15 protein-coding genes and 1 pseudogene are annotated in these 19,854 nt (G+C 65.4%); 13 read left to right on the top strand and 3 right to left on the bottom strand.

All coding sequences use genetic code 11. The annotated features are described in order from the left end of the window. Positions 1-87: 87 nt before the first annotated feature. Positions 88-2,322 (top strand): CHASE2 domain-containing protein, encoded by a 2,235-nt coding sequence (locus tag AKN84_RS23725; protein WP_050423019.1) that lies wholly within the window; start codon positions 88-90, stop codon positions 2,320-2,322. 167 nt (positions 2,323-2,489) lie between these two features. Here the strand turns inward: AKN84_RS23725 and AKN84_RS23720 are convergent, their stop codons facing one another. Then, positions 2,490-4,097 (bottom strand): ABC transporter substrate-binding protein, encoded by a 1,608-nt coding sequence (locus AKN84_RS23720; protein ID WP_050423018.1) that lies wholly within the window; start codon positions 4,095-4,097, stop codon positions 2,490-2,492. A 211-nt stretch (positions 4,098-4,308) separates the two neighbouring features. Between AKN84_RS23720 and AKN84_RS23715 the strand changes: the two genes are divergently transcribed. From AKN84_RS23715 to AKN84_RS23685, 7 genes and pseudogenes are all read left to right on the top strand, one after another. Then, entirely contained in the window at positions 4,309-5,961 is a 1,653-nt protein-coding gene (locus AKN84_RS23715; RefSeq protein WP_050423017.1) for an ABC transporter substrate-binding protein, read from the top strand. Between the two features lie 198 nt (positions 5,962-6,159). Further along, positions 6,160-7,112, top strand: a pseudogene (locus AKN84_RS23710) (ABC transporter permease). Positions 7,113-7,186: 74 nt separating this feature from the next. Continuing rightward, positions 7,187-8,065, top strand: coding sequence for an ABC transporter permease (locus AKN84_RS23705; protein ID WP_050423054.1), 879 nt, complete (start codon positions 7,187-7,189; stop codon positions 8,063-8,065). Positions 8,066-8,067: 2 nt separating this feature from the next. Then, positions 8,068-9,141 (top strand): ABC transporter ATP-binding protein, encoded by a 1,074-nt coding sequence (locus AKN84_RS23700; RefSeq protein WP_050423016.1) that lies wholly within the window; start codon positions 8,068-8,070, stop codon positions 9,139-9,141. Further along, entirely contained in the window at positions 9,138-9,335 is a 198-nt protein-coding gene (locus AKN84_RS23695; RefSeq protein WP_050423015.1) for a hypothetical protein, read from the top strand. The genes AKN84_RS23700 and AKN84_RS23695 overlap by 4 nt, the downstream gene beginning before the upstream one ends. After that, complete coding sequence (locus tag AKN84_RS23690) at positions 9,332-10,744, top strand: Asp-tRNA(Asn)/Glu-tRNA(Gln) amidotransferase GatCAB subunit A (protein WP_050423014.1); 1,413 nt, start codon at positions 9,332-9,334, stop codon at positions 10,742-10,744. Before AKN84_RS23695 ends, AKN84_RS23690 begins: the two co-directional genes overlap by 4 nt. Beyond that, complete coding sequence (locus tag AKN84_RS23685; protein WP_050423013.1) at positions 10,741-11,718, top strand: ABC transporter ATP-binding protein; 978 nt, start codon at positions 10,741-10,743, stop codon at positions 11,716-11,718. Before AKN84_RS23690 ends, AKN84_RS23685 begins: the two co-directional genes overlap by 4 nt. Here AKN84_RS23685 and AKN84_RS23680 read toward each other — a convergent pair. After that, on the bottom strand, positions 11,715-12,623 hold the full coding sequence (locus AKN84_RS23680; protein WP_050423012.1) for a LysR substrate-binding domain-containing protein: 909 nt from the start codon (positions 12,621-12,623) through the stop codon (positions 11,715-11,717). The two genes, AKN84_RS23685 and AKN84_RS23680, sit on opposite strands and share 4 nt — an antisense overlap. 108 nt (positions 12,624-12,731) lie before the next feature. Between AKN84_RS23680 and AKN84_RS23675 the strand changes: the two genes are divergently transcribed. From AKN84_RS23675 to AKN84_RS23665, 3 genes are all read left to right on the top strand, one after another. Next, positions 12,732-13,526, top strand: a complete 795-nt coding sequence (locus AKN84_RS23675; RefSeq protein ID WP_050423011.1) for an acyl-CoA thioesterase domain-containing protein — start codon at positions 12,732-12,734, stop codon at positions 13,524-13,526. A gap of 149 nt (positions 13,527-13,675) precedes the next feature. After that, entirely contained in the window at positions 13,676-15,427 is a 1,752-nt protein-coding gene (locus AKN84_RS23670; protein ID WP_050423010.1) for a type I secretion system permease/ATPase, read from the top strand. An 8-nt stretch (positions 15,428-15,435) separates the two neighbouring features. Next, positions 15,436-16,746, top strand: coding sequence for an HlyD family type I secretion periplasmic adaptor subunit (locus tag AKN84_RS23665; protein WP_430649924.1), 1,311 nt, complete (start codon positions 15,436-15,438; stop codon positions 16,744-16,746). A 162-nt stretch (positions 16,747-16,908) separates the two neighbouring features. Here AKN84_RS23665 and AKN84_RS23660 read toward each other — a convergent pair whose 3' ends face one another. Then, positions 16,909-17,391 carry a CinA family protein gene (locus AKN84_RS23660; protein ID WP_050423008.1) on the bottom strand — a complete coding sequence of 161 codons (483 nt, stop codon included), beginning with the start codon at positions 17,389-17,391 and terminating at the stop codon, positions 16,909-16,911. Between the two features lie 185 nt (positions 17,392-17,576). Here AKN84_RS23660 and AKN84_RS23655 point away from each other — a divergent pair, with 185 nt between their 5' ends. Together AKN84_RS23655 and AKN84_RS23650 are read left to right on the top strand one after the other, a co-directional pair. Then, complete coding sequence (locus AKN84_RS23655; protein ID WP_050423007.1) at positions 17,577-18,692, top strand: amidohydrolase family protein; 1,116 nt, start codon at positions 17,577-17,579, stop codon at positions 18,690-18,692. A gap of 15 nt (positions 18,693-18,707) precedes the next feature. Continuing rightward, positions 18,708-19,817 (top strand): amidohydrolase family protein, encoded by a 1,110-nt coding sequence (locus AKN84_RS23650; RefSeq protein ID WP_050423006.1) that lies wholly within the window; start codon positions 18,708-18,710, stop codon positions 19,815-19,817. Positions 19,818-19,854: the final 37 nt, after the last annotated feature.

Here is a 19,854-nt window from a genome sequence, read left to right as displayed (position 1 = left end):
CCATTGGCGGCGCGCCCGGTCGGCTCATTGTGCATCGCGCATGCCTGCTCGATTGGAACAACCCTCCGCGCGTGATATCCAGACGCCATGAGACGGCTGAAGGCGATACGAAGGTGGTTCGGGCGGCGCTTCGGTTATGCGCGGCTGGCCTGCGTGGCGCTGTTGGTCGGCTTTGCCGCGCTGCGGGCCGTGGATCCGGCTCCGGTGCAGGAGCTCCGCGTCAGGACGTTCGACACCTTCCAGGTGCTCGAACCCCGTCAGAAGACCGCGCGGCCCGTCACCATCGTCGATATCGACGAGAGGAGTCTTGCCGATCCCCGGCTCGGGCAGTGGCCGTGGCCGCGGACACGGCTCGCCGACATCGTCATCAATCTCACCCGGCTCGGCGCCGTGGTGATCGCGTTCGACGCGGTGTTCTCCGAGCCGGACCGTCTCAATCCCGATATCGCGGCGGATACGTTCAGCAGCCTCGACGAGGAGATGCGCGCCAGGCTGCGGCAGCTGCCGAGCAATGACAGCATTTTCGCCGACGCCATCAAGAACTCGCGCGTGGTGCTCGGCGAATCCGGCGGTCCCAATGTCCGCGCCGATCTCAACGAAAAGCTGCCGGTCACCGGGCTTGCGATGCTCGGCGAGGAGCCGCAGCAGTTCATGTTCCAGTTTCCGGGTTTGTTGCGCAACGTGCCGGTGCTTGAGGAGGCCGCCGCCGGGCGAGGCCTGTTCACGATCAGGCCGGAGCGCGACGGCATCGTCAGGCGGGTGCCGATGATGATGGTCGCGCAGGGCGTCACCATGCCGTCGCTGACGTTCGAAATGCTGCGGGTGGCGAGCGGCTCCGGCACCATCCTGATCAAGGCCGACAAGGGCGGCATCCAGAGCCTCGGCATCAAGGGCTTTGCGATCCCGACCGATCAATACGCCCAGCTCTGGATCCACTACGCCCGCCGCGACCCCTCGATCTATGTTTCGGCCGTCGATGTGCTGGATGGCCGGGTCCCGCCGGACCGGATCGCCGGCAAGCTGGTCCTGATCGGCACCTCCTCGGTCGGGTTGAACGACATCAAGACCACGCCGGTGACGCCGGCCATGCCCGGGGTCGAGGTTCATGCCCAGGTGCTGGAGAGCGCGCTCACCGGCGACGTCGTTTCGCAGCCGAGTTACGGCATCGCCATCGAATTCCTCGCCGCGATGATCATGGGGCTCCTGGTCATCGCCTTCGCGCCGAAATTCGGGCCGATCACGCTGGTCATCGTCGGCGGCATGTTCGCCTCGGTGCTGACCGGCACGTCCTGGTATTTCTATTCCCAGCATCGGCTCCTGATCGATTTCACCTATCCGCTGATGTCGACCACGGCGATCTATCTGACGCTGATCTTCTCGGCCTTCGTGCGCGAACAGCAGCAGCGCCGGCAGATCAGGTCGCAATTCGTGCAGTACATGTCGCCGGCGCTGGTCGAGCAGCTGGCGCAGTCGCCGGAGCGGCTCGTGCTCGGCGGCGAGGAGCGCGAGATGACCATCATGTTCTCGGACATGCGCGGCTTCACCACGATCTCGGAAACCTACAAGCGCGATCCGCAGGGCCTCACGGCGCTGATGAACCGCTTCCTCACGCCGCTTTCCAACGCGATCCTCGCTCGCAAGGGCACCATCGACAAATATATGGGCGACGCCATCATGGCGTTCTGGAATGCGCCGCTCGACGACAAGCAGCATCAGCTCAACGCCTGCGACGCTGCGCTCGACATGCTGGAGCGCGTCGACGACCTCAACCGTGCGCGCGAGCAGGAGGCCAAGGCCGGCGGCCATGTCTATGTGCCGCTCAACATCGGTGTCGGTCTCAACACCGGCACCTGCGTGGTCGGCAATATGGGCTCCGACGTGCGCTTCGACTATTCGGTGTTCGGCGACAGCGTCAATCTGGCCTCGCGGCTGGAGGGGCAGTCCAAGGAGTACGGCTTCCCGATCATCGTGGGATCGAAGACCGCGCTTGCCGTGAAGGAGAAGTTCGCGATCCTCGAGCTCGACTTCATCATGGTCAAGGGCAAGAAGGAGCCCGAGGTGATCTATGCGATTGCCGGCCGCGAGGACGTCGCCGGGTCCGGCCGCTTCCAGCGATTGCGCAACCTGACCATCGAGATGCTAGCCTGTTACCGCAGCCGTGACTGGGATGGCGCACTCGCTGCGATCGAGCGCGGCCGCAAGACCGACGAGGCGCAGACGCTGCAATATCTCTACCGCCTCTATGAGGCGCGCATCCGCGCCTTCCAGAAGGAGCCGCCGCCGGACGATTGGGACGGCGCCTTTGCGTTGACGACAAAATAGGCGCCGCACATTCGTCGTCGTCCCGGCGAAGGCCGGGACCCATAACCACAAAAGGCTGTTGACGAAAGATCGTCTGGCCGCGTGCCCATTGCGCCGGCCGCGGAGTATGGGTCCCGGCTCCCGTGCGCAATCGCGCACTAATTAGGCCGGGACGACAGCGGAGAAAATCACTCCACCCCGATCTGCGTCAGATCCTGGAACCAGTGCTGCGCCTGCACGAAGGTCTTGATCTTCGGCGACAGCGCATGCGGATTGGTGTCGTGCACCACCCATACCAGCGCGGCATCGTCGACGATCAGCGCGTGGGCTTGCGCCAGCAGCGCATCCTGTTTGCCGCTGTCGAAGGTCTGCTTGGCCTCGTCGATCAGCGCGTCGACCTTCGGATTCTTGTAGCCGCCCCAATTGACGCCCGTCGGCGCCACCTGGCCGGAATGGAAGAACCGCACGATGGCATACAGCGGGTCCGATGTGACATAGGCGATGTTGTTGGCGGTGATGCCGGCGTTCATCTCGTCGGCCGCGCCCTTGCGCCAGTGCGAATACAGCGTTTCGAGCTCGACCACCTTGAAATCGATATCGATGCCGATCTCCTTGAAGCTCTGCTGCAGGAATTCGTTCATCGGCAGCGACAGCATCTGGCCGGTGCCGCCCTGGGCGATGATGAAGGTCGTCTTCAGCGGCTTGTCCTTGGAATAGCCGGCTTCCTCCACCAGCTTCCTGGCGGCCGCGAGGTCGTATTTCAGCTCGAAGTTAGGCTTGCCGAACCACGGGCTCGACGGGTCGACCTGGCCCTTGGCCGGCTTCGCCAAACCATTCATCAGGCCGACCACCGCGTCGCGGTCGATCGCAAGGTTGAGTGCCTTGCGCAACCGGATATCGGTCCATGGCGAGCCCGGCAGCACGCTCAGGTGATAATTCCAGACATGCGGCGTCACGTTGTCGATGATCCTCATGCCGGCGGCCTTGAGCTGCGGCACGGCGTCGGGCGCCGGCGTTTCGATCAAATCGACCTGCCCGGCGAGCAGCGCGTTGGTGCGGGTCAGCGCTTCCGGCATCGGGATCAGGATCAGCTTGTCGGCCTTTGCGAGCCGCTTCTTGTCCCAATAGTCCGGGTTCTTGGTCAGCTCGGCGAGTTCGCGCGGCACCAGCTTGGTCAGCTTGAACGGACCGGTGCCGGAGGGCTGGCTCGCGAACTTGTCCCAATCCTTGCCGAGCTTGTCATATTGCGCGGGGCTCGAGACCAGAAACCAGAGCATCTGGTAGGGGAAGAAGGAATCGACCGTCTTGGTGGTGATCTCGACGGTGAAGTCGTCGATCTTGGCGTAGCTCGCAACCGAGGGCAGGCGGGTCTTCACCTGCGCGCTCTGCCGCTTATCGAATTGCGGCGCCTTGTCGTTCAGCACCTTGTCGAGGTTCCAGATTACGGCATCGGCGTTGAAGTCGCTGCCGTCATGGAATTTGACGTTCTTGCGCAGCGTGAAGCGCCACTTTGTCTTGTCGTTGTCGTCGACCTTCCATTCGGTCGCAAGCCCGGGCACCAGTTTGCCCGGCCGGTCGGCAACGTCCATCTCCCAGGCGACCAGCGGATCGTAGATCGTGTAGGCCGTGAACTGATAGGCGCCGGCGCCGCGATCCGGCTGGCCGGTCGTCAACGGAATGTCGGCCATCGAAATGCCGTAGCGCACAATGGACTCTGCCCGCGCTGATATCGCCGGCCAGCCCGCGGTCAGGGCGAGCGTCATCGCCGCCATCAGGATCGAATTGCGCGCACGCATAGAAAGGCTCCGTTGATGAGAAGTCGGAGCCAAATCAAGCAAGCATGATGCCAGATTAGGCATCTTCGCTTCACTGCGGTGCGATGTGGGAAGAAATGACGCGGCGAACGGTATTTTGCTGAAGAACTATTCCCCTTGGCACAGGCATTGCATACGCTTGCCCAAGAAATAATCACCAAAAACGTCACCAGACTTCGAAGGGGTTGCTCAGATGCGTAACAGGAAGACCAATGCGACGGCGATCATGCTGGCGCTTGCGATCGCCAATTGTGTGCCGGCGATCGCCAGCGCCGAGACCGTGCTGCGCATTGGCATGACGGCTGCCGATATTCCGCGCACGCTCGGGCAGCCCGACCAGGGATTCGAGGGCAATCGCTTCACCGGGCTCACGATGTACGACGCGCTGACGATGTGGGACCTGTCCTCGTCGGACAAGGCGAGCGCGATGATCCCGGGCCTCGCCACCGAGTGGAAGGTCGACGATTCCGACAAGACCAAGTGGATTTTCAAGCTGCGTCCCGGCGTCAGCTTTCACGACGGCTCGCCGTTCAACGCCGACGCGGTGGTCTGGAACGTCGACAAGGTGCTGAAGCAGGACGCGCCGCAATATGACGCGAGCCAGGTCGGCGTCACCGCCTCGCGGATGCCGACCTTGGTGTCGGCGCGCAAGATCGACGACATGACGGTGGAATTGACCACCAAGGAGCCCGACAGCTTCCTGCCGATCAACCTCACCAATCTGTTCATCGCAAGCCCGGCCAAGTGGCAGCAATTCTACGACAAGGCCGAAGGCGCCGATGCCAAGGCGAAGTCGCAGGCCGCATGGGCCGCGTTCGCCAAGGACGCGTCGGGCACCGGCCCCTGGAAAATGTCGAGCTTCACCCCGCGCGAGCGCCTTGAGCTGGTGAAGAACGATAAGTACTGGGACAAGGCGCGGGTGCCGAAGACCGACAAGATGGTGCTGTTGCCGATGCCGGAAGCCAATGCGCGCACCGCGGCGCTACTGTCCGGCCAGGTCAACTGGATCGAGGCGCCGGCGCCGGATGCGCTGCCGGAGATCAAGCAGCGCGGCTTCAATCTCTATTCCAACGAGGAGCCGCATGTCTGGCCCTGGCAGTTCTCCCGCGTCGAGGGCTCGCCGTGGAATGACATCCGCGTCCGCAAGGCCGCCAATCTCTGCATCGATCGCGAAGGATTGCGCGACGGCCTGCTCGCGGGCCTGATGGTGCCGGCCACCGGCACGTTCGAGCCCGGCCATCCCTGGCGCGGCAACCCGACCTTCCAGATCAAGTATGACAAGCCGGCCGCCCAGAAGCTGATGCAGGAGGCAGGTTTCGGTCCGAACAAGAAGCTGACGGTCAAGATCCAGACCTCGGCGTCGGGGTCGGGCCAGATGCTGCCGCTGCCGATGAACGAGTATCTGCAGCAGGCGTTGGCCGAGTGCTATTTCGATGTGCAGCTCGACGTCATCGAGTGGAACACGCTGTTCACCAACTGGCGGCGCGGCACCAAGGATCCGTCGGCCAACGGCTCGAATGCGATCAACGTCACCTATGCGGCGATGGATCCGTTCTTCGCGCTGGTGCGCTTCCTGCAATCGGGCATGGCGCCGCCGGTCTCGAACAATTGGGGCTTCAACAATAACCCGAAATTCGACGAGCTGGTGAAGAAGGCCCGCCAGACCTTCGAACCTGCGGCCCGCGACGCGGCGCTCGCCGAGCTGCATGCGGCCTCGGTCGACGACGCGGCATTCCTCTATGTCGCCCACGACGTCGCACCGCGCGCGATGAGCTCGAAGATCAAGGGCTTTGTGCAGCCGAAGAGCTGGTTCGTCGACTTCTCGCCGGTCACGGTCGCGCCGTGAGCGATTAGCGACATGCTCGTTACACCCTCTCCCCTTGTGGGAGAAGGTGGCTCGCGAATGCGAAGCCGGGTGAGGGGTTGCCTCCGCGGACGCCTCTTCCCGAATTGAACTGACTGCATCCGCGGAAAGAACCCCTCATCCGGCGCGCTTTGCGCGCCACCTTCTCCCACAAGGGGAGAAGGAAGAAAGAACGCAAACGTGCTCGCCTATACGTCCAGACGGATCGTCTACGTCATTCCGATCGTGCTCAGCGTCGCGCTGGTGTGCTTCCTCCTGGTGCACATCACGCCCGGCGATCCCCTGGTCGCGGTGCTGCCGGCCGATGCCTCGCAGGAGCTCGCCGCGCAATTGCGCGCCGCCTATGGCTTCGATCGTCCATTGCCGGTGCAATTCGGTCTCTGGCTATGGCGCGCGATCCATGGCGATCTCGGCAATTCGATCGCGACCGGGCGGCCGGTCCTGTCGGAGGTGATGCGCGCGGTCGGCAACACCGTGATGCTGGCGATTGCGGCTGCGATGATCGGCTTCACGCTCGGCCTGCTGTTCGGGCTGATCGCCGGCTATTTCCGCGACACCTGGGTCGACAAGGTCGCGACGTCAATTGCGATCGCCGGCGTCTCGTTGCCGCATTACTGGCTCGGCATGGTGCTGGTCATCATCTTCTCGGTGCAGCTCAACTGGCTGCCCGCGGTCGCGCCGGGCCCGGCGGCTCCGGCGCCTGGGCGTGGGACTGGGAGCACCTGCGCTACCTGGTGCTGCCGGCGATCACCACCTCGGTGATCCCGATGGGCATCGTCACCCGCACCGTGCGTGCGCTGACCGGTGACATCCTGAGCCAGGATTTCGTCGAAGCGCTGCGCGCCAAGGGCCTGCGCGAGACCGAGGTGTTCCGTCATGTCGTCAAGAACGCGGCGCCGACCGCGCTCGCGGTGATGGGCCTGCAGCTTGGTTACATGCTCGGCGGCTCGATCCTGATCGAGACGGTGTTCTCATGGCCGGGTTCGGGCCTGTTGCTCAACTCGGCGATCTTCCAGCGCGATCTTCCGCTGCTGCAGGGCACGATCCTGGTGCTGGCGCTGTTCTTCGTGCTGCTCAATCTCCTGGTCGACATCGCGCAGGCCGCGATCGATCCGCGCATCAAGCGGAGCTAGAGCATGATCCGGAAAAGTGGAGACCGGTTTTCCGTGAAGATCATGCTCCAACTAAGAGCCTTCCTATGAGTGCGATGTCGGATACTGCATTGCAGGCCGCACCAGCGAGCAAGGCGCGCGGCTATTGGGCGACGGTTGGGCGCCGCATCCGGCGCGACAAGGTCAGCATGGCCTGCGCCGTCATCCTGCTGCTGATCCTTGCCTCGGCGCTGCTGGCACCGTGGCTGCATCTCGCCGATCCCTATCAGGGCTCGATGATCCGCCGCCTGCGCCACATCGGCACGCCGGGCTATCCGCTCGGCACCGACGAACTCGGGCGCGACATGCTGGCGCGCCTGATCTATGGCGGACGTCTTTCGCTGGTGATCGGCATCCTGCCGGTGATCCTCGCCTTCGTGATCGGCACCTCGCTCGGCCTCGTCGCCGGCTATGTCGGCGGCAAGCTCAACACCGCGATCATGCGCACGGTCGACGTGTTCTATGCCTTTCCGTCGGTGCTGCTGGCGATCGCGATCTCGGGGGCGCTCGGGGCCGGCATCACCAATTCGATCGTGTCGCTGACCATCGTGTTCGTGCCGCAGATTACCCGCGTCGCCGAGAGCGTCACCACCGGCGTCCGCAACATGGATTTCGTCGAGGCAGCGCGCGCCTCGGGCGCCGGTCCCTTCACCATCATGCGGGTGCACATGCTCGGCAACGTGCTCGGCCCGATCTTCGTCTACGCCACCGGCCTGATCTCGGTGTCGATGATCCTCGCCGCCGGTCTGTCCTTCCTCGGGCTCGGCACCAAGCCGCCGGAGCCGGAATGGGGCCTGATGCTGAACACGCTGCGCACCGCGATCTATGTCAATCCGTGGGTTGCGGCGCTGCCGGGCGCGATGATCTTCGCGGTCTCGATCTGCTTCAACCTGCTCAGCGACGGCATGCGCAGCGCCATGGACATCAGGAACTAGCGATGAGCGACACCAATCTTTCAGCCGACATGCTGGAGCCGGTCGCCGATATTGGCGGCGCCGCGCAGCCGCTGCTGCAGGTCAACGGGCTGACCAAGCACTTCCCGGTGCGCGGCGGGCTGTTCAGCCCGCGCAAGACCGTGCGCGCGGTCGACGACGTCAGCTTCGCGGTCATGAAGGGCGAGACCGTCGGCATTGTCGGCGAATCCGGCTGCGGCAAGTCGACCACCGCGCGGCTGTTGATGCATCTGATGACGCGCGATGCCGGCGACATCATCTATGATGGAAGGCAGGTCGGTCCGTCGCTCTCGCTGCGCGACCTGCGCCGCGGCGTGCAGATGGTGTTCCAGGACAGCTACGCCTCGCTCAATCCGCGCCTCACCATCGAGGAGTCCATCGCCTTCGGACCGAAAGTCCACGGCATGGCCGATGACACGGCACGGACGCTGGCGCGCGAGCTGCTCGGCAAGGTCGGCCTGCGGCCGGAGATCTTCGCCAACCGCTATCCGCATGAAGTGTCGGGCGGCCAGCGCCAGCGCGTCAATATCGCCCGCGCGCTCGCGCTGTCACCGCGGCTCGTGATCCTCGATGAGGCGGTGTCCGCGCTCGACAAATCGGTCGAGGCGCAGGTGCTCAACCTGCTCGCGGACCTGAAGCGCGAATTCGGCCTGACCTATCTCTTCATCAGCCACGATCTCAACGTTGTACGCTACATCTCCGACCGCGTTCTGGTGATGTATCTCGGCGAAGTCGTCGAGCTCGGTCCGGTCGATGCGGTCTGGGATGCGCCGGCGCATCCCTATACCCGCGCGCTGCTGGCGGCGATGCCGTCATCGGATCCCGACAGGCGCACCGAGGTGCCGCCGATCTCGGGTGATCCGCCCAACCCGATCGATCCGCCGTCGGGCTGCCGGTTTCACACCCGTTGTCCGTTTGCGGAGCCGCTCTGCGCAAACGACACGCCTAAACTCAGCGATCTCGATACAATGGGCCATCAAGCGGCGTGCTTCATGGCCATTCCTGGCTCGGGGCACAGCCGCGCGCCGGCAAAAGCAAAAGGAGAAAACGCGGCATGACCAGACCCACCCCCAAGGACGTCAAGGTGATCGCGCACGTCGCCGACGTGCCCGCCGACGACGAAACCGCCGCCCGCATCGCCAATTCGATCGGACCCGCATTCGACGGCTTCGCCCCGATCTCCGGCACGCTGCCCTTCGACCTCGAACCCGCGAGCTTCCTGCTGGCGCAGATCGCGAAGGTGTCGAAATGAGCTCTGATCCGGCCCTAATGACACTGACCGCAGTCGCCAAGGCGATTGCAGAGAAGAAGGTCTCCTCGCATGAGGTGACGCGCGCCGTGCTGCATCGGATCGCCGAGTGGCAGCCGCGGCTGAATGCCTATATGGCGATCGAATCCGAACAGGCGCTTGCCGCCGCAACCGAGGCCGATGCCGCGCTCGCCAAGGGCAACAGTCGCGGTCCGCTGCACGGCGTGCCGCTGGCGCACAAGGACATGTATTACGAGGCCGGCAAGGTCGTGACCTGCGGCTCGCTGATCCGCCGCGATTTCGTGCCGAAGGCAACCGCGACAGCGTTGCAGCGGATGAAGGATGCCGGACAGGTCCGGCTCGGCTCGCTGCAGATGGTCGAGTTCGCCTACGGGCCGACCGGCCACAACGTGCATTACGGCGCAGTGCGCAATCCCTGGAACACCGAGCATATCACCGGCGGCTCGTCGTCGGGCTCGGGCTCGGCGGTTGCCGCGCGCTTGACCTTTGCCGCACTCGGCTCCGACACCGGCGGCTCGGTGCGGATGCCCGCGCATTTCTGCGGCGTCACTGGCCTGAAGACGACGGTCGGCCGCGTCAGCCGCGCCGGCGCGATGCCGCTGTCGCAGTCGCTCGATACCGTCGGCCCGCTGGCGCAGACCGCGGAGGATTGTGCGCTGCTGCTCGGCCTGATGGCCGGCGCCGATCCTGAGGATATGACGGCATCGACACAGCCGGTGCCGGACTACATGGCTGCGACCAGGCAGTCGCTGAAGGGTCTCAAGATCGGCGTCCCGACGGCGTTCTATGTCGACGACCTCGATCCCGAGGTTGCGCGCATCCTCGACGAGACGGTGGCGACGCTGACGAAGGAAGGCGTCGAGATCGTCAAGGTCGAGCTGCCCGATCAGCGCCAGCTCAGCGCCGCGTCGCAACTGGTGCTCGCGGTCGAGGCCGCGGCGCTCCACAAGCGCTGGATGATCGAGCGGCCGCAGGATTATGGCGCGCAGGTCCTGATGCGGTTGCAGAATGGCCTGACCATTCCCGCGGTCACCTATCTCGAGGCGATGCGCTGGCGCGGACCTGCGCTCGCCGCGCACAACGCGGCGGTCAGCGGTGTCGATGCCGTGATCGCGCCGTCGGCCCCGGTGTCGGCGCCGACCATCGCCGAGAGCGATGTCGGCAACGGTCCGGGCGCGGAAGCGGTGATCCAGCGGCTGACGCGGTTCACCCGTCCGGTCAATTATCTCGGCCTGCCGTCGCTTTCGATCCCCTCGGGCTTCACCAAGGAGGGTCTGCCGGTCGGGATGCAGCTGATCGGCCGCTCCTTCGAAGAAGCCACCTTGCTTCGGATCGGCGTCGCCTTCCAGCGTGCGACCGACTTCCACGCCAGGGTGCCCAAGCTCGCATGACTAGCCTCGTCGAGATCGACAACCTCAACATCCGCTTCACCGGCGATCGCACGGTCCATGCCGTGAACGATCTCAGCCTGCAGCTCGGCGAAGGCGAGGTGTTGGGGCTGCTCGGCGAGTCCGGCTCGGGCAAGAGCGTGACCTTGCGCGCGCTGATGCGGCTGCTGCCGCGAAAACGCACGCAGATCTCCGGCAGCGTGAAGGTGCTGGGCCGGGAGGTGCTGGCGATGGACGACGAGGCGCTGTCCGCATTCCGCGGCCAGACCGTCTCGATGATCTTCCAGGAGCCGGCGCTGGCGCTCGATCCGGTCTACACCATCGGCCGCCAGATCGCCGAGACGGTGATGCGTCACGAGGGCAAGAGTGAGCGCGAGGCCACGGCCCGCGCGCTCGAGATGCTCGAAGTGGTGCGGATCCCCTCGGCGAAGCGGCGGCTGGAGTCCTATCCGCACGAGATGTCGGGCGGCATGCGCCAGCGTGCGATGATCGCGCTGGCGCTGGCCTGCAAGCCGAAGATACTGCTCGCGGACGAGCCGACCACGGCGCTCGATGCCACCGTGCAGATCCAGATCCTGCTGCTGCTGCGTGAATTGCAGCGCGAGTTCGGCATGTCCGTCATCTTCGTCACCCATGACATCGGCGTTGCCATTGAAATCTGCGACCGCGTCGCGGTGATGTATGCCGGGCAGATCGTGGAGCAGGGCGCCTTGCGCGATATCGTCCGTACGCCGGTGCATCCTTATGCGAAGGGCTTGCTGGCTTCGACCATTCACGGCGCGATGCGCGGCCAGCGGCTCGAGACCATCCCGGGCACGCCGCCGTCGCTCGACAATGCGCCGGCCAGTTGCTCCTTTGCACCACGCTGCAAGTTCGCCGAGCCGCGCTGCAGCGAGAGCCTGCCGCCCTGCGTGCAGGTTGCGCCCGGCCGTCTGGCACGCTGCGTCCTGGCCGAGCCAACGGCAGTGACGGTCTAGCTCGCCCGCGCAACCGCGTCGGCGATCCAGCGCCGCACCGCTGATATCCGCCGGTCCCGCGCCTGCTCGGTGCGGGAGACCAAATAGATCGTCTCGTGATGCGCCGGCTCGAACGCAAACGGCGCCACCAGCCGCTTGCCGAAGCCAGGCCGTGCCTTGATGAGAGGCGCCATCGCGAGTGCCACGCCGAGCCCGTGCTCGGCGGCTTCCAGCATCGCCGGTACGCTGTCGAGCCACAGATGCCCGCGCGGGGCGAGCTGCGGCAGCCCGGCCTCCTTCAGCCAGGCCGGCCATGCGCGCGGTTGCGTCGTGACGTGGATCAGCACCTCGCGCGACAGGTCTGCAGGAGCCCGAAGCCCTGCCTTGACCAGCGCCGGCGTGCAGACCGGCAATCCCCTGACCTGGACCAGCGGCTCGACCCTCAGCCCGGCGGCATGTTCCCGTCCGTAGCGGATCGCGACGTCGACGCGGGAGCTGGTGAAGTCGGCATATTGATGGGTGGCCTCGATCCGCAGAGTCAGTTGCGGATGGCGACGCTTGAATTCCGGCAGCGCCGGCAGCAGCACCGCGCTGGTGAAGAACGGCAGTGAGCTGATCCACAGTTCCCCGCCGGTCTCGCCGCGTTGCCGCAGCATGTCGCGGCTCGCCTCGTCGAGCGTCGCCAGCGCCGCCGACACCTTTGCAAGGTAGCGCTCGCCGTCCGTGGTCAGCCGCACCGAGCGCGCGCCACGGACGAATAGCCTGGTGCCGAACTGCTGCTCCAACCCGCGGATCTGGTGGCTGATCGCCGACGGGCTCAGCGACAGGTCGCGGGCGGCGCGGCGGAAGCTGAGCTGCGTGGCGGCGCGCTCGAAGGCGAGCAGCGCCGCCAGCGGCGGGATGACCCGCGGATCGGGGGCATCCAATGGGTGAATCCTGCTCACCTCAAGTGATGAATGGCCTTTTGTCATGGCACTATTCTTGGATCAGATTGGCCAAACGCTCAATCCCGCTCACCTCAGGGACTGCTCGCCTTGGCCATCTTCGAACCTACAGCCACGCCGCATCACTGGAGGCCCGCTGCGCTGGCGGCCGGGCCGTTCGCTGGCCTCCAGGGCGGCGCGGTCGCGAGCCTCCTGACCGCCGAGGTCGAGGCCATGGCCAATGCGCGCAATTGGGGCACCGCGATCTCGGCCTCGGCCTGGTTCCTGCGGCCGACGCCAATGGCGGAGTTGCGTACGCAAGTGACGGTCGTGACCGAAGGCGGCCGGGTCAGCGTCGTCGACAACACGCTCTGGCCGGCCGGCGAGGCGCAGCCCTGTGCGACCGTGCGCGTGACGCTGTCACGCGAACGTGCGGTCGAGATCCCCGGCTTTCACCGCAACGCAGCCGACCCGGTCGATCCCATGCGCTTTCCGTTGCGCAGCCTGCACGCCGTCCATGGCCGCAGCTGGTTCATGGACGCGATGGAGGCCCGGGCCGGCGGCGATGTCGCCTGGTTTCGCATGCATCATGACGTGATTGCGGATGCCGGCCCGCTCGCGCGGGTGCTCGGTCCGGCCGACTGGACCCATGGCATCGCGCGCCCGGTGCAGAACGTGGTGGCCGATCCCAATCCGAACCTCGCGGTGCAGCTGTTCAGGCCGCCGCGGGGCGCGTGGATCGGCGTTCGCGCCGAGGCGCGCTGGCGCCCGGAGGCCGGGCTTGGTGTCGGCAGCGGGGTGTTGCTCGATGTCGATGGCGAGATCGGCCGGGTCTCGATGTCGGTCGTTCTCGTGCCCTTTCCGAGAAGCGCCCCCGGCTCAGGCCAAGGTTCCGCGGCCGGTTAACCCTAATTATTCCGTCAACTGTCTGTGGGATCACAAAAATAGCTGGCGAACCGTGCTCTGCTAGGCGCGACTTGAAATGGACGGTGGTCGCAAACGTCTGTACAACGTGGTGATCACGTAACTCTTTTGTTTTGCAGAGATCGGTTTTTATGGCAGCCGCGCCCGCTGTCCGGCGTTCCGAACTGGCTGAGGCGCTGCGCGCATGCCGCAGTGCCTTCATCGGCGTCGGCCTCATCAGTTGCATGATCAACCTGCTGTATCTGACAGGTTCGATGTTCATGCTGCAGGTCTATGACCGCGTGCTGCCGAGCCGCAGCGTTCCGACGCTGGTCGGCCTCGTCGCCATCGCCGCCGTGCTCTACATCGCCCAGGGCGTGCTCGATCTGCTGCGCGGACGGATCCTCGGCCGCGTCGGCACCTCGCTCGACGAGGCGCTCAATGCGCGGGTGTTCGACACCATCGTGCGGCTGCCGCTGATGGCGGGCAATCGCAGCGAGGGCCTGCAGCCGCTGCGCGATCTCGACAATGTGCGCTCCTTCCTCGGCAGCATGGGCCCCGGCGCGTTCTTCGACCTGCCCTGGCTGCCGTTCTACATGCTGATCTGCTTCGCGTTCCACTGGCTGCTCGGCGTCACGGCGCTGGTCGGCGCCATCATCTTGGTGACGTTGACGCTGATCACCGAATACATGTCGCGCACGCCGGCCAGGGAAGCGATGTCGCTCGCGGCGCGGCGCAACGATCTCGCCGCCTCCAGCCGCCGCAATGCCGAAGTGCTGGTGGCGATGGGCATGGCCGGGCGGATGAACAAGCGCTGGAACGAGGCCAACGAGGAGTATCTGTCCGGCAATCAGCGTGCCAGCGACGTCACCGGCGGCCTCGGTGCGGTCGCCAAGGTGCTGCGCATGATGCTGCAGTCAGCCGTGCTCGCGGTCGGCGCCTATCTCGTGATCCACCAGGAGGCCACCGGCGGCATCATCATCGCCGGCTCGATCCTGAGCGCGCGGGCGCTGGCGCCGGTCGATCTTGCGATCGCGCATTGGAAGAGCTTTGTCGCCGCGCGGCAGAGCTGGCAGCGCCTCAACCGCCTGCTGCAACAGATTCCGGCGCGGCCGGAGCAGACGCTGCTGCAGCCGCCGGAGAAGAAGCTCACGGTCGAAGCGGTGACCATGGTCGCGCCGGGCGACCAGCGTCCCATCGTGCAGGACGTCAGCTTCGCCGTCGAAGCCGGCAGCGGCGTCGGCGTGATTGGCCCGAGCGGCTCCGGCAAGTCGTCGTTGATCCGGGCGCTGGTCGGCGTCTGGATGCCGGTGCGCGGCAAGGTGCGGCTCGACGGCGCCGCGCTCGATCAGTGGTCGTCGGATGAACTCGGCCGCCATGTCGGCTATCTGCCGCAGGATGTCGAACTGTTCGCCGGCAGCGTCGCGCAGAACATCTGCCGGTTCGATCCCGAGGCCAAGTCCGACGGCATCATCGCGGCGGCCAAGGAGGCCGGCGTGCATGAGATGATCATCAAGATGCGCGAGGGCTACGACACACAGGTCGGCGAGCAGGGCACTGCGCTCTCCGCCGGTCAGGCCCAGCGCGTGGCGCTGGCGCGCGCGCTCTACGGCAGTCCGTTCCTGATCGTGCTGGACGAGCCGAATTCCAACCTCGACAGCGAAGGCGACGAGGCGCTGACCCGCGCGGTGCGCGGCGCCCGCGAGCGCGGCGCCGTCGTCATCGTGGTCGCGCACCGGCCGATCGGCATCGAAGGGGTCGACCAGTTGCTGGTGCTGAAGGACGGCCGCATGCAGACCTTCGGGCCGAAGGAAACCGTGCTGGCGCAGGTGCTGCAGCGCGCCGCCCCGCCGGTGCCGACGCCGATCAAGATCGTCGCCGATGCCGGGGCGGCCAAGTCATGAGCGACCGCGTGACCGATCAACCGCGCAACGCACATGCTTCGATCCGGAAGCACCTCGTGGTCGGCCTCGCCGTGGTTCTGGTGCTGGGCGGCGGCGTCGGCGGCTGGGCGGCGACGGTGCCGATCTCGGGTGCGCTGATCGCGCCGGGCTCGGTGGTGGTCGATACCAACGTCAAGAAGGTGCAGCATCCGACCGGCGGCGTCGTCGGCGAAATCCTGGCGCGCGACGGCGACACGGTCAAGGCGGGCGATGTCGTGGTGCGTCTCGACGAGACCGTCGTGAAGGCGAGCCTTGCGATCGTGGTCAAGACGCTGAACGGCCTCTATGCGCGGGCGGCCCGGCTCCAGGCCGAGCAGCAAGGCCTCGACAAGATCGCGTTTCCGCCGCAGCTCACCGAACAGGCGAGGGATCCCGACGTTCGCGATATCATGACGAGCGAAACCAAGCTGTTCGAGGTGCGGGTCAACGGCCGCGCCGGCCAGAAGGCGCAGCTGCGCGAACGCGTCACCCAGCTCAACGAGGAAATCGCCGGCCTGCAGGCGCAGGAAACCGCCAAGGACAAGGAGATCGCGCTGGTGCAGCAGGAGCTGGTCGGCGTCCGCCAGCTCTATGAGCAGCATCTGGTGCAACTCACCCGCCTGACTACGCTGGAGCGCGACGCGGCGCGGCTCTCCGGCGAGCGCGCGCAGTACATTGCGTCGCGCGCCCAGGCTAAGGGCAAGATCACCGAGACCGAGCTGCAGATCATCCAGGTCGACAAGGACATGCTCTCGGAGGTCTCGAAGGACCTGCGCGAGGCCAACGACAAGATCGGCGAATTCGTCGAGCGCAAGGTGACCGCCGAAGATCAGCTCCGCCGCATCGACATCCGCGCGCCGCAGGACGGCGTCGTGCTGCAATCCACCGTCCACACCGTTGGCGGCGTCATCACCGCGGGCGATGCCATCATGATGATCGTGCCGAAGGCCGACGATCTGTCGGTCGAGGCCAAGGTCAATCCGCAGGACATCGACAAGCTTCAGGTCGGACAGAAGACCGTGCTACGGCTCTCCGCCTTCAACCAGCGCACCACGCCGGAGCTGAACGGCGTCGTCACCCGCGTCTCCGCCGATACCACCACGGACCAGCGCACCGGGCAGAGCTACTACACCATCCGCGTCTCGATGCCGCCTGAGGAGGTCGCACGCCTCGGCAGCGAGGTGAAGATCATCCCCGGCATGCCGGTGGAAGCCTTCGTCCAGACCGGCGACCGCACGATGCTGTCGTATCTGATGAAGCCGCTGAGCGACCAGTTCATGCGCTCGTTCCGCGAGAAGTAGGGTCTAGCCAGGCTCTTTCCTCGCGTCTCCCTGCGAAAGCAGGGACCCATAACCACCGCTGGCTATTGGGATGCACGGCTGTGGCCGCAGCATCCTTCACAACGAAATCCTGTGGTTATGGTCCCGGGTCGCGCTCCGCTTGCCCGGGACGACAGAGAGGGATCACCGCTCCAAATTCTTCAACAACAACTCCAGCGCCGCCTTCGCGAACGCCTGCATGTTGGCCTGCCGGTCAACGCTTCCGGTCTCCAGCGTGATCACCTGCTGCCTGGGACCTGCGACCGCCATGCAGCTATGGCCGGCGGCATCGCCGTAGCGGTTGCCGGTCGGACCGGCGGCGCCGGTCTCCGACAATCCCCAATCGGTCGAGAGGCGTTCGCGGATCTGCCGCGCCAGCAACTGCGCATAGGGTTCCGACGACGAGCGAAGCCCGCGCATTGCGTCGTCCGGAATATCCATCAGCGCGCGCCGCGCATCGCGGGTGTAGATCACGCCGCCGCCGAGGAAGTAGGCAGACGCGCCCGGTACTGCGAGCAGCGATGCCGAGATCAGCCCGCCGGTGGACGATTCCGCGACCGCAATCGTCTGCTTGTTCGTGATCAGTTTCGCGGCGACCTGTTCAGCGATGGATGTGAGTGCGTTCATCGGCGCTCTTTCTCGTTGCTTGCCATGAAAATCCCGTGGGGCGTTCTGCCTTCCTAGCACACCACATCGGCCTCTGCCGAGTTGCGGAGCACAGCCCGGGCTGCTTGAATGCCAGACAAGAACCAGGCGCCGCCCGGCAGATTGCCGTGAGAGCGTGCGCAGAGGAAACTCGCCGAGGAAACCTGATGACGTCGCCGATCGCAGGCGGCGTGGATTGCGATCTGCATCCCGCCGTGCCTCACCTCACCAGCCTGCTGCCATACTTGAACGATTACTGGCGCGATCAGGTGACGACGCGCGGCATGACCGATCTGATCTCGCAATCCTATCCGACCAATTCGCCGATCTCGTCGCGGCCGGACTGGCGCCCCGCGCAAGGCAAGCCGGGCTCAAACCTTGCCGACATGCAACATCAGGCGCTCGACAGGTTCGGTACGGCGTACGGCATCTGCAATCCGCTTTACGGCGTGCAGATGGTTTTCTCCGAGGACATGGCCGATGCGTTCTGCCGCGCGCTGAACGACTGGCTGGTCAAGGAATGGCTCGACAAGGACGATCGCCTGCGCGGGTCGATCGTGATCCCCGTGCAGAGCATCGAGAAGGCGGTCGCCGAGATCGAGCGCTGTGCGCAGGACCAGCGCTTCGTGCAGGTGCTGATGCTTGTGATGGGCGACATGCCGCTCGGCAAGCGTCACTACTGGCCGATCTATGCCGCCGCCGAACGGCTGGGCCTGCCGATCGGCATCCATGCCGGCAGCGCCTATCACAACCCGCCGACCTCGGTCGGCTGGGGCTCCTACCACATCGAGGATTATGTCGCGCAGGCGCAGGCGTTCCAGACCCAGCTCACCAGCCTGATCGTCGAGGGCGTGTTCGCGCGTCATCCGAAGCTGAAGATGGTGATGTTGGAATCCGGCTTCACCTGGCTGCCGCCGTTCCTGTGGCGACTGCACAAGTTCTGGCGCGGCGTGCGCATGGAAACGCCGTGGGTCGACCGCGCGCCGCTGGAAATTGTGCGCAGCAACATCCGCTTCTCGCTGCAGCCGGTCGACGCACCGCCGGAACCAGAGACGCTTAACCGGCTGTTCGACCATATGCAGTCGGACGAATTGCTCCTATTCTCATCAGATTATCCGCACTGGCAGTTCGACGGTGACGAGGTGCTGCCGCAGGGGTTGTCGCAGGAGTTGGTCCGCAAGATCATGATCGACAATCCGCATGCGACCTATCCGCGGCTCAAGGTGGGGCATGATCCCGAAAGGTGGCCTCCGGTTTTCGGACAAGATCATGCCCAGAACTGAAGAGGAGACGACGCGATGAACATCCAGATTCGGGAGCGCCCGGACGCGGCATCGTCAACCGGCATCAAGACCGCGATCGCGGATTGCGACATCCATCCGGCACGCGCGACCAAGGACGAGCTGTACCCCTATCTGGCCAAGCGCTGGCACGCGCATCTCGAAACCTTCGGCATCCAGGCCTATCAGGGCATGATGGAAGGCCCGCCCTATCCGAAGGCGCAGCCGAACGCGTCGCGCCGCGATGCCTATCCGCCGGAAGGCGGCCCGCAGGGCTCGTCGCTGTCCTTCATGCAGAAGCAGCATCTCGATCCCAACAATGTCGCGCTCGGCGTGCTCAATCCGCTCGCCACCGGACAAGGGCTCCGCAACCAGGATCTCGCCGGCGCGGTCTGCTCGGCAATCAACGACTGGCAGATCGAGAAATGGACCAGCAAGGACTCCCGGCTGAAGGGCTCGGTCGTCGTCGCCAATGAGGATGGCGCCTCGGCCGCGGCCGAGATCCGCAGGCGCGCGGGCGACAAGAATTTTGTCCAGGTGCTGCTGCTGAGCCGCAATGTCGAACCGCTCGGCCAGCGCCGTTACTGGCCGATCTATGAGGCGGCCCAGGAAGTGGGTCTCCCGATCGGCGTGCACGCCTTCGGCTTCGGCGGCAACCCGATCACCGCCTCGGGCTGGCCGAGCCACTACATCGAGGAGATGGTCGGGCATTCGCAGTGCCAGCAGACCGCGCTGGCGAGCCTCGTGCTCGAAGGCGTGTTCGAGCGCTTCGCGAAACTGAAGATGGTGATGGTCGAGGCCGGCTTCGGCTGGGCGCCGTCGCTGGCGTGGCGGCTCGACAAGGTGTTTGCGCGGCTGCACAGCGAGGTGCCGCATTTGAAGCGCAAGCCGTCGGAATATATCCGCGATCACATCTGGTGGACGACGCAGCCGATGGAGGACCCGGAGAGCCGCGACCATCTGTTCCAGACCATCGAGTGGATCGGTTGGGACAAGCTGCTGTTCGCGACCGATTACCCGCATTGGGACTACGACGAGCCGTCGCGCGTGCTGCCCGCTGGCGTCAGCGACGCCAACCGTCAGGCGTTCTATCTCGACAATGCGAAGCAGCTTTACGGTATCGCATGATCCGAAAAAGTGGGAACCGGTTTTTCGAATCAGATCA

The organism is Bradyrhizobium tropiciagri (genome assembly GCF_001189845.1).
Classification (GTDB): Bacteria; Pseudomonadota; Alphaproteobacteria; order Rhizobiales; family Xanthobacteraceae; genus Bradyrhizobium; species Bradyrhizobium tropiciagri.
Note: the sequence above shows the minus strand (reverse complement) of the source record. Positions and strands in the feature narration are given on the sequence as shown.

Coding starts and splice junctions, on each gene's coding strand:
- AKN84_RS23725 (WP_050423019.1), top strand. CDS start 88: ATGAGACGGCTGAAGGCGATACGAAGGTGGTTCGGGCGGCGCTTCGGT.
- AKN84_RS23685 (WP_050423013.1), top strand. CDS start 10,741: ATGACTAGCCTCGTCGAGATCGACAACCTCAACATCCGCTTCACCGGC.
- AKN84_RS23660 (WP_050423008.1), bottom strand. CDS start 17,391: ATGAACGCACTCACATCCATCGCTGAACAGGTCGCCGCGAAACTGATC.
- AKN84_RS23695 (WP_050423015.1), top strand. CDS start 9,138: ATGACCAGACCCACCCCCAAGGACGTCAAGGTGATCGCGCACGTCGCC.
- AKN84_RS23655 (WP_050423007.1), top strand. CDS start 17,577: ATGACGTCGCCGATCGCAGGCGGCGTGGATTGCGATCTGCATCCCGCC.
- AKN84_RS23690 (WP_050423014.1), top strand. CDS start 9,332: ATGAGCTCTGATCCGGCCCTAATGACACTGACCGCAGTCGCCAAGGCG.
- AKN84_RS23705 (WP_050423054.1), top strand. CDS start 7,187: ATGTCGGATACTGCATTGCAGGCCGCACCAGCGAGCAAGGCGCGCGGC.
- AKN84_RS23715 (WP_050423017.1), top strand. CDS start 4,309: ATGCGTAACAGGAAGACCAATGCGACGGCGATCATGCTGGCGCTTGCG.
- AKN84_RS23670 (WP_050423010.1), top strand. CDS start 13,676: ATGGCAGCCGCGCCCGCTGTCCGGCGTTCCGAACTGGCTGAGGCGCTG.
- AKN84_RS23720 (WP_050423018.1), bottom strand. CDS start 4,097: ATGCGTGCGCGCAATTCGATCCTGATGGCGGCGATGACGCTCGCCCTG.
- AKN84_RS23650 (WP_050423006.1), top strand. CDS start 18,708: ATGAACATCCAGATTCGGGAGCGCCCGGACGCGGCATCGTCAACCGGC.
- AKN84_RS23700 (WP_050423016.1), top strand. CDS start 8,068: ATGAGCGACACCAATCTTTCAGCCGACATGCTGGAGCCGGTCGCCGAT.